The following is a 14,006-nucleotide window of genomic DNA, read 5'->3' as shown; positions in this document are numbered from 1 at the left end:
GACGGTTCCCGTTTAGGCGGTTTCGCGATGAGGAGCGGCGCCGGTGCGCGGCGGGCCGCCACGGCGCGCGTCGTAACGGACGACGAGATCGCGCGCGGGCCCCGCGTCGAGCCGTTGCCCGAGCCACGCGGTACGGCCGAGGCCCTGCGGCACGCCGAGCGCGATCGCGGGCACCGCGTCGGCCGCCAGTTCGAGCTGGACGTCCCAGTCGAACTCGATGCCGACGTATTCGCGCACCCAGTGCGCGAGTTGCCGCGCGTGCGGGCCGCCCGGCAGGAAGCGCCGGTACGCGTCGAGCGATAGCGGCCCGAGCACGATCCGGAAATGGGACTGCGCGTCGCGCACCGCGATGCCGAGCGCGACGCCGCCGACGCACAGGGTCGGCCGCGTCGCACGGATCACGCAGCGCTGCGAGCGCTCGATCGCGACCCAGCGCGGCACGTGCTCGACGATGCGCGCGTCGACGCCGAAATGGCGTCGCAGGATCTGCACGAGCCCTTCCGGGTTGCGCGTGTGCCGCACGAGATGACCCGCGTGGAAATAATGCGCATGCGGCGCGAGCGTGTCGGCGGCCGTGCGTTCCGCATCGGCCTGCGCGGCCGGCCTGTCGTCATGCGCGGTGCGCCCGATGAGGCTCGCGACATACGCGTCGAACCGTGCGCGCCCGGGACGATCGAGGCTCACCGTCGGTTCCGCGTCGGCCCATGCGCGGTAGAACAGCAGGATCAGCCGATGATGAAACAGGTCCGCGAACGCGGCGAAGGTCGGGTCGTCGTGCTGGGCCGCGCGCTCGTGCGCGTATTCGGTCAGGTGGGTCGGCAGCGGACCGTTCGGTCCGAACAGTCCGAAACCGTGGATCGCGATGCACGGCCGCGTGGCGCCGCCGTCCCCGTCGTATCCGTCGTATGCGCCGGCCACCATCGACGACGCGAACGCAAGCGACGGCCGTTGCCCGAGCCGCACCGGTTCGTCGCGCGGCCGCGCGGCATGGCCGAGCGGTGCGCGGCCGGACGACAGCGCGTCGAGCCAGCGCAACGCCTGGAACAGGTCGTAACCATGCGGCGCGGCGCGTAGTCGCGCCCACCACGCATCGCGGCGGGCGGATTCGACGGCCGATCGAGCGCCGGGCGGCGTGCCGTGTTTCATATCGCTGGCCGTCTGCCGATGCGCGCAGGCCAGTGCGCGAGCGTGCCGCGCTGCACGCTGGTCAGCACGCATTCGGCGAACGCATTGATCGAAACATGCCGCGCGAAGAACTGTTCGAGCACCGCGCCGAGCAGGAACGGGCTGTCGCCGGAGAACGCATGATCGTCGACGGTCACGTCGACCTGCACGCCGCGTCCGAACATCAGCGGGCCGAGCGCCGGCAGCCGCCGGAACACCGTCGAGAACGCGACGCGCCGCACGCCGTCGATCTGCCGGCGCATCGCGGCATCGGCCGGGTCGGCGTGCAGGCCGAGCAGCTCGCGCAGCGCATGCGCGCCCTCGTCGTCGTCGAGATCGGTCAGCGTCTGGCGGGCGAGCCCGAGATGGCGAACGAGCCGCCAGGCCGTCTGTGCGTCGGCGATCGGCGGGCGCGGCCGCGACGGGCCGCGAATCGCGACGATGCGCTCGACGGGCGCCGAGATGCGCAGCGTGAATGCGTTCGCGTCGCCCGGCGGCAGCAGCAGCGCGAGATCGCGGTTCGTGCACAGCGTGTCGACGGACAGGTAGCGCATCGTCTCGTCGTACGGCGCGCACTGGCTGTCGACGAGCGATACGTAGGTTTCGCTGCCGACGTAGCCGGTGCGCGTGCCGTTCGCGCGTGCCTGCGCGGACACCAGCCGAGGCTCGCGCCGCACCGTGTAGTACGCGCCGTAGTTGCCGTCGTCGCGCGCGAACGACGCATGGAACGGCCGGAATTCGCGCGACCGGCCATCGTCGCGCTGCTCGCTCGCAAGCCGCTGCACGGCATAGACTTCGTGATCGAGCGGCCGGCTGCGGTCGACGACGACATGATGCTCGCGCGCGCCCGGCTGCAACAGGATGCGGTCGCCGCGACGTGCGAACAGGTTCACGGCCGGTGTGCAGTTCAGCGCCAGATGCCGCGCATCGACGGCCGCCTCGAGCGCGGCGTCGTGGCGATCGAACAGCACGGTCAGCTCGCATTCGTCGCCGGTGGCGCGCGCGAGCGCGGCGCGCAGCCCGCCGATGCTGAAGAACAGGAAGCGCGCCGGAAACGCGAAATACTCACGCAGCAGCCGGTAGCCGTGGAAGCTGCGCCCGTCGTCGGGCAGGATCGCCTGCGCCGGATCGAAGCCCTCATGGACGATCGCATCGGCGTCGAGCGTGTGCAGCCACCTCGGCGGCTGCCCCGGGTCGTGGCAGACGGCGCCGAGCGCGTGCGCGGCGATCAGTTCGAGCAGGTGCAGCGCGTCGCGTTCCGGGCCCGCGAGATGAAAGGTCAGCCGCTCGAGCGGCAGTTGCGACAGCCTGGCGCCGCCGCGCGCCTTGAGCCGGATGCGCAGCGCGCCGCGCACGTCCTGGCGTGCCGGCACGGCGCCGCGCGGCAGCCACGACGGCGCGCCGGTGACGGCCGCATCGGTCAGCTCGAGCGGCCACAGCGTCAGGTCGTGCGCGGTACGGAATTCGCACGCGGTCTGCTCGGTTGCGGCGGCCCGCGCGCGCAGCGCGGTGCCGGCCGGCAGCCGCCAGCCCTGCGCGAGGCTGCCTTCGTTCAGCATCGGCGCGAACCGGACGATCGCCATCGACGGCAACGGCGCCAGATAGCCCGGATACACGGCGTCCAGCAGCGCCTGCGTGAAGCGCGGAAACTCGGCATCCATCTTCAGTTGCACGCGCGCGGTGAGGAAGCTGAAGCCTTCGAGCAGCCGTTCGACGTACGGATCGGGCGGCCCCGATTCGGTGAGCCGCAGCCGCGCGGCGACCTTCGGAAACTGCTGCGCGAATTCGTCGCCGAGCTCGCGCAGGTATGCGAGTTCGCGGTTGTAGTAGTCGAGCAGGCGCGTATCCATCGTGTCAGTTTCCCGCCGCCGGCCGCAGCGACATCGCGCCCGTCTCGAGATCGAGGTCGGAGCGCAGCACGAATTCGACCGGATGCGGGATCGACCACAGCGTGCCGCGAATCTCGAACAGCAGCACGTTGTGACGCCGTTCGCCGGCGCGCCCGTCCGATGCATCGGCGACGCTGCGGACCTCGACGCTGTCCGGCGCGATGCGCGGCTCGAAGCGCACGATCGCGTCGCGGATCGACGCCTCGACCGACATCCGCTCGACGCCCGACATCGGCTTGCCGACGAGCGGCCGCATCCCGTAGTTGAGCACCGAGGCCTGCGCATGCGCGAAAGCGGCCCAGTCGACGAAGCCGTCCTCGGCGTTGCGCGTATTGAGCAGCCACGCGAGATCGCGCAGCACGGCCGCGCGCAGGCGCTCGGCGCCGATCCCTTGCGTGCCGGGCGGATCGGCCGTGCGCTGCGGCGCGTCGTCGGTCAGCCGGTCGAGCAGCGCGGGCTGCAGCCGGTCGCGCACACCGGCGTGCCGGCCGGCGCGGGCTTGCGGGTCGTCCATCGTCATCGCTCCAGCGTCACATCTCGGTGTTTTCCTTGATGTTCCAGCCGACCGACACCTCGGCGCCCTTGCCGCCGTTGTCGTTCTGCTGCCAGTACTGCTTCTTCACCTTCGCGGCCTGGAAGCCGTAGTGCATCATCAGCCGGTCGGCCGCGTCGCCAGGGTCGATGCCCGCGACCTGCGCGGACGTGACGAGCACTTCCTGCAGCGTCACGCGCATGAACTCGACCTGCGTGCCACCGGTCTTGCACGCGGAGATCTCGACCTTCGGCAAGTGCTTGCCGCTCGCGCAGTTCTTGACGATCGCCGGCGCGCCCTTGTCCATGTACGCAGCCACGACGAGATCGTTGAAACTCGCCTTGCCCGCGTTGCCGCCGCTGCCGCTCGCCATCGCGCCCGGCTGGCTCGCGCCCCACGTGAACGATTCGATGTCGGTCCAGCCCTTGTGCTGCGCGTCCGCCGATTCGCCGGTCACGCCGTCCACCTTCATAAACATTGCCACGCCCATTGCCGTCTCCGTTTCGGTGCGAAATCAGGTTGAATGCCGGGTTGAATGCCGTATCGAATGCCGCGTGCCGCTCACTCGTTCGCCGCCTTCGCCGATGGCAGGCGCGAGATGAGCCGCAGCGACACGGTGAGCCCTTCGAGCTGGTAATGCGGTCGCAGGAAGAATTTCGACGTGTAGTAGCCGGGGTTGTCCTCGACCTCGTCGACGACCACCTGCGCGGCGGCCAGCGGCTTGCGCGCCTTGGTTTCCTGGGACGAGTTCACGGGGTCGCCGTCGACGTAGTTCATGATCCAGTCGTTGAGCCAGCGCTCCATGTCGTCGCGCTCGCGGAACGAGCCGATCTTGTCGCGCACGATGCATTTCAGGTAGTGCGCGAAGCGGCAGCACGCGAACAGATAAGGCAGGCGGCCGGACAACCGCGCGTTCGCGGTCGCGTCCGGGTCGTGATATTCGGCCGGCTGGTACAGCGACTGCGCGCCGATGAACGCCGCGAAATCCGAGTTCTTCCGGTGCACGAACGGCATGAAGCCGTTCTTCGCGAGCTCGGCCTCGCGGCGGTCGCTGATCGCGATCTCGGTCGGGCATTTCTGGTCGACGCCGCCGTCGTCGGTCGGGAACGTGTGGCTCGGCAGCCCTTCGACGGCCCCGCCCGACTCGACGCCGCGAATCGACGAGCACCAGCCGTACAGCTTGAACGAGCGGTTGATGTTCGCGGCCATCGCGTAAGCCGAGTTCGCCCACGTGTAGCGGTCGTGATTCGCGGCGTCGGTGTCTTCCTCGAAGTCGAATTCGTCGACCGGATTGGTGCGTGCGCCATACGGCAGCCGCGCGAGAAAACGCGGCATCGCGAGGCCGACGTAGCGCGAATCCTCCGACTGTCGCAGGCTGCGCCAGCCCGCGTATTCGGTGTTCTGGAAGATCTTGGTGAGGTCGCGCGGATTCGACAGCTCCTGCCACGAATCCATCTGCATCAGTTCCGGCGACGCGCCCGCGATGAACGGCGCGTGCGCGGCCGCCGCGATCTTCGACAGCTCGCCGAGCATCTCGACGTCCGGCGGGCTGTGATTGAAGTAGAAGTCGCCGACGAGGCAGCCGAACGGCTCGCCGCCGAACTGCCCGTATTCCTCCTCGTAGATCTTGCGGAACAGCGGGCTCTGGTCCCACGCGACGCCCTTGTAGCGCTTGAGCATCCGCGCGACCTCGTTGCGCGACGCCGGCAAGGCCTTGATCTTCAGCAGCTCGTCGGTCTCGGTGTGCGTGACGAGGTAATGCAGGCCGCGCCATGCGCCTTCGAGCGTCTGGAATTCGTCGTGATGCAGGATCTGGTTGATCTGTTCGGACAGCTTCCGGTCGATCTCCGCAATGATCTGCTTCACGCTGCCGTATGCGTCGGTCGTCATGCCGACCGTATGTTCGAGCGCCTGCTGCGCGAGCGTGCGCACTGCGCGCTCGACCGACTCGCGCGCCTCGGCCGTCTTCGGCTTGAACTCCTTCTGCAGCAGCGCGGCGAACTCGCCGTGCGCGACGGCCGGCTGCGCGGCCTCGCGGGTGTTGCGAGTTTCTGCGCGGGACTGGACGGGGTCATTCATCGCGGGCCTCCGGTTGGGTCGCGTCGCCGGCCTGCGCGTCGGCGCGCGGTTCGCGCACGAGCGTCTTCAGCAGGTCGGGATCGTTGATCGCGCGCTCGATCAGCTGCTCGGCGCCGTGCTTGCCGTCCATGTACGACAGCAGGTTCGACAGCTCGGTGCGCGCCTCCAGCAGCCGGCGCAGCGCGTCGACGTTGCGCGCGATCGCCGCCGGCGAGAAATCGTCGATCTGCTCGAACGTCATGTCGACGTTGAGCATCCCTTCGCCCGTCAGCGTGTTGGGCACCTGGAACGCGACGCGCGGCGCGACCGACTTCATCCGCTCGTCGAAGTTGTCGACGTCGATCTCGAGGAACTTGCGCTCCGGTAAATCCGGCAGCGGCTCGGCACGCTTGCCCGCCAGGTCCGCGATGACGCCCATCACGAACGGCAGCTGCACCTTGCGCTCGGCGCCGTAGGTCTCGACGTCGTACTCGATCTGCACGCGCGGCGCCCGATTGCGCGCGATGAACTTCTGTCCGCTGCCTGCCGCCTTGGTTCTGTCCGTCATCGTCCGCTCCTTCACATCGATCAGATTGCGTGTACGTCGCCGCCGCCGGGCGGCTTGCCTCATTCGCTCCGCTCGCCGCTCAGCAGGTCCAGCTTCGGCAGGCTCTCCGGAGCGAGGTCCCGGATGATTTCGTAGAAGTCGAGCGCGAGCAGCCGCTGCGCGCGCCGCAGCAGCAGCGGCGCCGGGTGGCTCGGCTCGTGCAGTTCGAAATAGCGGCACATCTTGTCGAGGCCGAGCCGCACGTCGTCGCGGCTCGCGACCTCGGCATCGCGCCAGGCCTCTCCGTGCGGCAACGCGGCCGGCGCGGACGCGGCGTGCGCGGCGCCGGATGCGGCCGGCGTTGCCGGAATCGAACCGTCCGCCGGCCGTGCCGCTTGCAGCGGTGCCGGCTCCGGCATTTCGCGCACGATGCGTTGCAACGCCTTTTCCGTGTCGCTCGCATCGGGCGACCATTCGCTGCCGAGCCGGTCCGTGACGTGCGTGCGGATCGCATCCAGCGCACCCAGCACCGCGCGCACCGCGTCGATCGGCGCGCGGCCGTCGTCGCGTGCGGTCGACAGCGCGGCGACCAGGCCGTCGCGGCTGCCTGCGGCCGGGTCGCCCGTATCGTCGCGGCCGTCGAGCGCGCGTTCGGCGTCGCGCACGCTCGGGCCGCCGTCGAACAGCGGCTGGCGCCGCGCCGCGCGCGCGCATTCGTGCGCGCCGGCGACATCGGCGAGCGCGTTCATTCGCAATGTCGGATCCGGTTCGCCATCGGCGTCGAGGCGCGGATGCAGGTCGTCCCACCAGCGCTCGATCAGGCCGGCGACGACCGCGAGCCCGTCCGCGTAGCCCGGAATGCCGTGCTGCTCGGTCCAGCTGCGCGCGAGATACGCGGCGACACGCAAGTCCTTCGTCCGCTCGCCCAGCGCGAGTGCGAGGCGCTCGACCGCGCGCCAGTCGGGCGTCTCGGCCGGAATCACGGTGTCGCCGTATTGCTGCTCGGCGCGCGGTGTCGCCCGCGCTTGAAGCTGCAGGAAGTCGGCGTCGTATTCGAGGTTCGGACCGCACGGGGCTTCGGGCGAGACCGCCGCCAGCAGCCGGCCGATCAACCCGGCGCGCGGCGTCGCGGCCGGCAAACCGGGCGACGGCGAGGACAATGCGGCGGCGGCCGGCGCCGCCTGGCTGACATCATTCGAATGCATAGTCGATGTTGACCGGTTTGCTGCCGAAGTCGATCGCCACGGTGCGGTGCAACGGCGGCAGCGAGCCGTTGCGGATCTCGATCTGATAGACGCCCGGTGTCAGCGACACCGAGCGCAGCGGCGGGCTCGCGCCGCGCCGTGCGCCGTTCACGTACACGTCGCCCCACGGACGCACGTTGAAACGGACCTGGACGGTCTCCTGTTTCGGCGGGCGCTGCTCGACGGCCGGCGCGTTGACCGCCGCGACGGCTGTCGCCGCATCCGATGGCGACGCCGGCGCGGGCACCGGTGCTGGCATCGGTGCGGCCGACGGCGACGCAGCAGCCTCCGACGGCGGCACGTTGACGACGCGCTCCGATGCGTCGAGGCTGCCGGCCGGCGCGATGGTCGCGCTCGAACCCGCTTGCGACGGCGTGACGCCCGCGATGTCCGTGGCGGTCGTCGCGACCTTCGGCGCGGAAACGGCAGCCACCGCGGCGGGCGTGCTGGCCGGCGCGGCGGCCAGCGATGGCGGCGGCACCTGCGCGGACGATCCGCCCGGCATGCTCGACGGCGGCACGACGATCGGCGTCGGGCCACGCTGCGCGAGCATCGCATCCGACGCGCCGGCCGAGGACGCGACGCCGGCCGGCGGCTGGCTTGCGCCGGCTTCCGGTTCGCCCGCGACCTTCGCGGGACGCGACAGATAGGTCGCGGCGATGCCGACGACGATCAGTGCTGCCAGCGCGCCACCCACGTAGGTCTTCGTGCGCCGGTTGCCCGCCGCGATGAACGATGGGCGGCGCGGCGGGTGGATCGGAGGCGCTGCGCCCGGCGAGGGCGTGGATGTGGAGGCGCCAGCAGCGCCAGCAGCGCCAGCAGCGCCAGCAGCGCCAGCAGCGCCAGCAGCGCCAGCAGCGCCAGCAGCGCCAGCAGCGCCAGCAATCGGCAGTGCCGTTCCGTTCAGGTTCCCTGTATCCGTTGCACGGCCTTGCCCACTGTCCGCCCCGGCGCTTGCCGATCGCATGCCGGCATCGCCATGCATTTCGGTCGTCGAAGCCGACTGGTCGTCGTGCGACGCTTCCTTTGCATGCTCCTCATCATCGTCACGTCCATCGGATAGCCCCGTTTTCGCGGAGGGCGACAACGCCTGCGATACGGATGACGAAGCAGTTGAAGAAGCGGACGACGCCTGTGAAGCCAGCGCTCCCGCAGCCGCACCCGAAACGCCGGAAGCAGCCTTCCCTGCTCCGCCGCCCCCGGCATCGGCCGCCGGCGACACAACGGCCGCACCATACCCGCCGCCCGGCCGGTCGAGATCGCGCAACCCGAGTTCCGCCGCGAACGCCGCGACCGACTCCGGCCGATCCGGGATCCGCAACTGCAACGCATGATCGATCGCCGCGAGGAACGCCGGGCTGTACACCTCGCCGGCCGGCAACTCGCGCGACGCGAGCGGCCGGTACGTGTCCTTGATGCTGCGCACGACGGCCGCGGGCGGCAGTTCACCGGTGATCAACGCGTGCATCACCGCGCCGAGCGCGTAGAGATCCGTCCATGGCCCCTGGCTGAACGCGGGGTCGTCGGTGTATTGCTCGATCGGCGCGTAGCCGGGCTTGATCATCATCGCGCCGTCGTCGACGAGATCGCCGATCCGCTTGCGCGCCGCGCCGAAGTCGAGCAGGATCGCGCTGCCGTTCGGGCGGATCAGCACGTTGTCGAGCGCAACGTCGCGATGGAAGCACTGCGCGCGATGCAGCGTGTCGAGCGCGCCGAGCAGCGCGCCGACGATGTTGCGCAATTGCGTCTCGCTCATCCGCACACCGCCGTCGAGCAGCTGCTTGAGCGTGCGCCCCTCGTAGAACGGCATCACCATATATGCGGTGCCATGGCTCTCCCAGAAGTGCAGCACCTTCACGAGCCCCGGATGGTCGAATTGCGCGAGCAGGCGCGCCTCGTTGAGGAACGCGCCGCGTCCCGCGTCGAACGCCTGGGCGAACCGTTCGGAGCGCAGCGACACCGTGTAGTCGCCACCGCGCGTCGCGAGCATCGACGGCATGTATTCCTTGATCGCGACCGCGCGCCGCAACGTGCGGTCGAACGCGCGATAGACGATGCCGAAACCGCCGATGCCCAGCACCTCGTCGAGCTGCAGCTCGCCCAGGCGATGACCGAGCGGCAGCGGCCGCACCGTGAATTCGGGCGCGTCGCCGCGGGTCGCCGTGTCGTGCTCGTTGTCTCTCGATGAAGGGTCCTTCATGTCTACCTCGCGATACCGCATCCGTATTGCCTGCGTTGCCTGCCTCCGACCGCCGGCCGGCACCGTCAGCGACCGCCGAACAACGTCAGGAACAGCGCGTTGTCGGGCGCGCCCGTATGCGCATGCGTGCGCAGCGGCGAGCCGTCGGCGCGATTGGTCCACCAGAAGCTCGTCCCGCCGTGCGGATCGAAATAGCCGGACAGCCCGGGCCATGCGGCGAGCGCCGGCCGCTCCGGCAGCGTCGCCGTGATCCCGTCGACCACGTCCGCCGTCGGCCCGTCGCCCGGTGCGAGCCGCACGCGGTCGAGCGTCTCCTCGAGGTCGACCGGCGCGCGCGCATGCCGGATCGCGTCGAGCAGTGCATGGCCGATCTGCCAGTAGAACGCGTCGGCGGCGTCCGGCAGCCCGTTCCAGTAATCGGCCGCCGGCATCGCCAGCGTGACGATCACCGGGTAGTAACGCCCGACGCGGTCGCAGCTCGGCGCGAGACAACCGGCCTGCACGCACGACGCGCCGGCGCCTGCCGGCACCAGGAAATTCCAGACCGACGCGACCGTGTAGTGGCGCGCGATCTCGTCCGGGCCGCGCTGGCGCATCGCGGCCATCCCCTGCTGAAGCCAGCGCTCCCACCACTGCGCGAGCGCATGCGGCAGCCGGCTGTTCACGAAGTCGCCGGCGCCGGGAATCTTTCCGTACCAGGCCGGGGCGTCGCCGTCGGCGCGCGCGAGCGGCGGGAGGCGGCTCATTGCTTCGGAGGGCATGTAAAGGACTCCATCTGGGGCAGCCTGAACGGATTGCGGACACTGCCCGCATTCACCTGCAGCACGAGCGGTTTGCCGTCGACGGTGAAGCGCGCGACCATCTGGTCCGACCCGCGCCCGGCCGACACGGCCGCGCGGTCGAACAGCCGGTGCAGCGCCCACGGCCCGCCGGTCGTGAAGCCGTCGGTCGCGCCGGCCTGCCCCGACACCTGCAGGCGCACCTGGTTGCTGCCGCGCGTGCCCGGCCAGTCCACCGCGCTCTGCACGAGCGGGCCGTGCGCATAACGGACGATCTGGCCGTCGACATCGAGCACCATCTCCGTGAGCGACGGATCCATTTCGAGCGGCTGGATCTGCACCTTCAATTGCGCGGTGCGTGCGCCGCCGCCGAAATACACGTCGCGAATCACCGCGGCCTTCTCGAACGACGAAAGCATCGCGGCGGCCGCCGGATCGGCGTCCGCATTGCGGTTCGCGAAACGCCACGGGTGCGACGTCGTATCGACGATCGACTGCAGGTTCTTCTGGTAGAAATCGTCCATCAGGCCGCCCGGCGCGAACATCTGCGCGAAATCCGCCGGTGCGACGTCGCGCGACGATCCGCGCGCGAACGGGTAGCGACCCGCGATCGCCTGCCGGCAGAAATCGCCGACGTTCGCGCCGGCCCGCTGCGCGACGCTGCGCTGCTCGACGGTCGCGACGCTGCCGTTCGCGACGTTCGACAGGTCGTCGAGCACTTCACGGAACGGCGTGGGCAGCCGGCCGGCCTGCGCGCGCAGCCGCGCGGGCGCGTCGGACGGCGGCGGCTGGGCGCCGCTGCGCAGCGCATCGTCGGTGGCCGTCAGGTACGTATAGAGCGCGTCGATCGACTTCAGCACCGCGTCGAACGCCTGCGCCTGGTCGCCGCTGCCCGGCGCGAACGCGCGCAGTCCGGCGAAGTGGCTGTCGCCCACCTGCTCGGGGCTCGCGGGCGCCGCGGCTGACGGATTCGCGTCGCTCGCGCCCTGCCCCGCGAAGATCTGCGACAGCGAACTGCGCGCCTCGTCGACCTTGTCCTGCGCGCGCGACGCGAGATTGCGCGCGCCGCCCGGCGCATCGCCGAGCGCCGTGTCGCGCGCGAGCGCGATCATCAGCCGGGTGAGCGGCGAATCCGCCGACGACAGCGTGCGCGCGACCTGGATGCTCTGCGCGAGCGTCGCCGTGCGCTGCAGCTTGAGGTCGGCGAGATAGTCGTCCCAGATCTTCAGATAGTCGTTCAGGTACAGCTGGCGGATGTCGCGCGCCCATGCGGCGGCGTCGTTCAGCCCGGGGATCTCGGACAGCCCGAGATTCAGCACCCATACCTCCTCGCGCCCGTATGCGTCGACCTCGCCCGCGAGGCGCGGCGCGAACGCGTTCCGATAGCCGTTGCGCGTATACAGACCCGGCACGCCTTCCGACAGCGGCTTGCCGCTCTGGCGGCGGAACACGAGCGACGCGTCGGGCCCCACCGCGCGCGCGACGCTGAAATCGAACGCGGACGTCGCCGGCCGCAGCGTGCGCGTGAGCTGGCGATACAGCCGCTGCGAGAATGGCACCTGCCGCAGCCGGTCGCGTACGTCGGCCACGAGCCGCTCGTTCATCGGATACGGCGACACGGCCACCCGGTTGCCGAACAGCGCGGCGAGATGCGCGCGCAGCGCCGAGCGTTCGGCCGGCGAGAAATCGGGCGGCAGCGAGCGCTCCATTTCCAGGTCGACGACGGCCTGCACGAACGCAGGATCGTAATGCGCGCTGTCGTACAGCATCAGGTAGGCCTTCAGCGCCGCATACGCGTAGTCGGTTTCGTCCGGCCGTGCATCGCTCAGCGCGGCCTCCATCCGGCGCGCGGCGATCGGCAGCAGCACGTCGTCGAGCGCGCGCCGGTACACGGCGTCGACGGCCTCGTCGATCTTCTCGCCCTGAAACAGCCCCCAGCGGTACGCGAGCGGTGGATGCGAGCGGTCGACGCCGCCGGCATTCGCAAGCCCGCCGAGCGCATCGAGCACCGGCAGCAGCCGCGCGATGTCGGTCGCATCCGAGAACTTCGCGCCGGCGATCTGCGCATCGACGGCGGGTACCTGCTGCGCGATCCGGTCGAGATACGCGCGATTGTTCGCATAGCTGCGCAGCCAGGCAGCCAGCACGACCACGCTCACGAGCGCGAGCAGCGCATAGCCGGCGATCTGCAACACGCGCCGCTTCTGATGCCAGCGCAGGTCGCTGCCGGCGAGCGCGGCTTCGCGGAAGATGTGCTCCTGCAGCAGCGACTTCAGGAAGAAGCTGCGCCCTGTCGAGCCGACCTGGGCAACCGGCGGCACGCCCTCGATCTTCAGGAAGCGCTTGATGCCGCTCATTACGCGGTCGAACGCGGTGCCTTCCTGCGTGCCGCTCGTCAGGTACACGCCGCGCAGCATCGGCATCGGTTCGAAGCTCGACACGGAAAACACTTCGGCGACAAACTGGCCGAGCATGTCCTGCAAGTCGGCGACCTGCTGCGGCAGCAGGTACGCCATCTCGCGCTGGCGCGCATCGGTCTGCGTCGCGAGCAGTTCGGGCAGCCCGTCGTTCAGCCGCTGGTGCAGCAGCCGGTATTCGCGGTCGAACGCGGCGCGCAGGTCGAAGCCCGGCGCCTCGCTCTGCGCGAGCGGGAACGTGAAGCCCCACACCTGCGCGCATTCCGCGCGGCCGAAGCCGCCGAAATACTCGGCGAAGCCGGCCAGCAGGTCGGCCTTCGTCACGAGCAGGTAGACGGGAAACCGGATGCCGAGCTGGGCGCGCAGCTCGAGCAGCCGCTTGCGCAGCACCATCGCGTGCTGCGTGCGCTCGGCTTCCGACGCGCCGACCAGATCGGCGACGCTGATCGTCAGCATCGCACCGTTCAGCGGCTGGCGCGTGCGGTACTTCTTCAGCAGCTCGACGAAGCCTTTCCACTCGGCTTCGTCGAGTGCGCGGTTGCCTTCATGGGTCGTGTAGCGGCCGGCCGTGTCGATCAGCACCGCGTCGTTCGTGAACCACCAGTCGCAGTGCCGGGTGCCGCCCACGCCGCGAATCGCGGCACGGCCGAACTGCTCGGCCAGCGGAAAACTGAGCCCGGAATTGACGAGCGCGGTCGTCTTGCCCGAGCCGGGCGCACCGATGAACACGTACCACGGGAGCTGGTACAGATACTGGCGCGACATCCGGTCGAACCAGCGCGCCAGCCCCTTGCGCGCGGTGTCCGCCTGCCCGAAGCGGACTTTCTTCAGCAGCGCCGCGGCCTCGTCGAAGCGGCTGCGCAGCTCGTCGAGCTGGGCCTTGGCCGGATCGTCGGGGTTGGCCGGCCCGGGCGCGGCCTCGCGCAACTGGTTCAGCAACTGCGCGTTCAGGCGGCTCGCGTGCCAGCTTCGCCACGCCACGCGTGCGCCCCACGCGGCGAACAGCACCGCGATCGTCACCGCGCGCGCCCAGCCGCTCTCGAGCGGCCGGATCTCGGCGAACGCGAACAGCGGCCCGGCGAGCCACACGAAACACGCGAGCACGACGAGACCGGCGAAGGTCCAGATCTCCCGCGACGGCAACGGCCTGACGAAACGTGCGACGGCCTGGTTCAT

The 14,006-nt window shown here is 70.2% G+C and carries 10 protein-coding genes; all 10 read right to left on the bottom strand.

Annotated elements, in window-relative coordinates; genetic code table 11:
• Positions 1-12: 12 nt before the first annotated feature.
• The gene (gene tssG / locus NQV17_RS11565; RefSeq protein WP_257772363.1) at positions 13-1,146 is read right to left on the bottom strand and encodes a type VI secretion system baseplate subunit TssG; all 1,134 of its coding nucleotides are present in this window, start codon (positions 1,144-1,146) and stop codon (positions 13-15) included.
• Positions 1,143-3,014, bottom strand: a complete 1,872-nt coding sequence (gene tssF / locus NQV17_RS11560) for a type VI secretion system baseplate subunit TssF (RefSeq protein ID WP_257772362.1) — start codon at positions 3,012-3,014, stop codon at positions 1,143-1,145. The genes tssG and tssF overlap by 4 nt, the downstream gene beginning before the upstream one ends.
• 4 nt (positions 3,015-3,018) lie before the next feature.
• Entirely contained in the window at positions 3,019-3,567 is a 549-nt protein-coding gene (tssE, locus tag NQV17_RS11555; RefSeq protein WP_257772361.1) for a type VI secretion system baseplate subunit TssE, read from the bottom strand.
• Between the two features lie 16 nt (positions 3,568-3,583).
• The gene (locus tag NQV17_RS11550) at positions 3,584-4,075 is read right to left on the bottom strand and encodes a type VI secretion system tube protein Hcp (protein WP_059525502.1); all 492 of its coding nucleotides are present in this window, start codon (positions 4,073-4,075) and stop codon (positions 3,584-3,586) included.
• A gap of 71 nt (positions 4,076-4,146) precedes the next feature.
• Positions 4,147-5,664: a type VI secretion system contractile sheath large subunit gene (tssC, locus tag NQV17_RS11545; RefSeq protein WP_257772360.1), complete on the bottom strand. Its 1,518-nt coding sequence runs from the start codon at positions 5,662-5,664 to the stop codon at positions 4,147-4,149.
• Positions 5,657-6,211, bottom strand: a complete 555-nt coding sequence (gene tssB, locus NQV17_RS11540) for a type VI secretion system contractile sheath small subunit (protein WP_257772359.1) — start codon at positions 6,209-6,211, stop codon at positions 5,657-5,659. Before tssB ends, tssC begins: the two co-directional genes overlap by 8 nt.
• A 59-nt stretch (positions 6,212-6,270) precedes the next feature.
• Positions 6,271-7,395, bottom strand: coding sequence for a type VI secretion system protein TssA (gene tssA, locus NQV17_RS11535; RefSeq protein ID WP_124645681.1), 1,125 nt, complete (start codon positions 7,393-7,395; stop codon positions 6,271-6,273).
• On the bottom strand, positions 7,382-9,634 hold the full coding sequence (locus NQV17_RS11530; RefSeq protein WP_257772358.1) for a serine/threonine-protein kinase: 2,253 nt from the start codon (positions 9,632-9,634) through the stop codon (positions 7,382-7,384). The genes tssA and NQV17_RS11530 overlap by 14 nt, the downstream gene beginning before the upstream one ends.
• A gap of 65 nt (positions 9,635-9,699) precedes the next feature.
• The gene (gene tagF, locus NQV17_RS11525; RefSeq protein WP_257772357.1) at positions 9,700-10,395 is read right to left on the bottom strand and encodes a type VI secretion system-associated protein TagF; all 696 of its coding nucleotides are present in this window, start codon (positions 10,393-10,395) and stop codon (positions 9,700-9,702) included.
• The gene (gene tssM / locus NQV17_RS11520) at positions 10,377-14,006 is read right to left on the bottom strand and encodes a type VI secretion system membrane subunit TssM (RefSeq protein WP_257772356.1); all 3,630 of its coding nucleotides are present in this window, start codon (positions 14,004-14,006) and stop codon (positions 10,377-10,379) included. Before tssM ends, tagF begins: the two co-directional genes overlap by 19 nt.

Source organism: Burkholderia sp. SCN-KJ, from assembly GCF_024656005.1.
GTDB lineage: Bacteria > Pseudomonadota > Gammaproteobacteria > Burkholderiales > Burkholderiaceae > Burkholderia.
The sequence above is the reverse complement of the archived record's forward strand: the minus strand, read 5'-3'. Positions and strand labels throughout refer to the sequence as shown.

Coding starts and splice junctions, on each gene's coding strand:
- tssG (WP_257772363.1), bottom strand. CDS start 1,146: ATGAAACACGGCACGCCGCCCGGCGCTCGATCGGCCGTCGAATCCGCC.
- tssF (WP_257772362.1), bottom strand. CDS start 3,014: ATGGATACGCGCCTGCTCGACTACTACAACCGCGAACTCGCATACCTG.
- tssE (WP_257772361.1), bottom strand. CDS start 3,567: ATGGACGACCCGCAAGCCCGCGCCGGCCGGCACGCCGGTGTGCGCGAC.
- NQV17_RS11550 (WP_059525502.1), bottom strand. CDS start 4,075: ATGGGCGTGGCAATGTTTATGAAGGTGGACGGCGTGACCGGCGAATCG.
- tssC (WP_257772360.1), bottom strand. CDS start 5,664: ATGAATGACCCCGTCCAGTCCCGCGCAGAAACTCGCAACACCCGCGAG.
- tssB (WP_257772359.1), bottom strand. CDS start 6,211: ATGACGGACAGAACCAAGGCGGCAGGCAGCGGACAGAAGTTCATCGCG.
- tssA (WP_124645681.1), bottom strand. CDS start 7,395: ATGCATTCGAATGATGTCAGCCAGGCGGCGCCGGCCGCCGCCGCATTG.
- NQV17_RS11530 (WP_257772358.1), bottom strand. CDS start 9,634: ATGAAGGACCCTTCATCGAGAGACAACGAGCACGACACGGCGACCCGC.
- tagF (WP_257772357.1), bottom strand. CDS start 10,395: ATGCCCTCCGAAGCAATGAGCCGCCTCCCGCCGCTCGCGCGCGCCGAC.
- tssM (WP_257772356.1), bottom strand. CDS start 14,006: ATGAACCAGGCCGTCGCACGTTTCGTCAGGCCGTTGCCGTCGCGGGAG.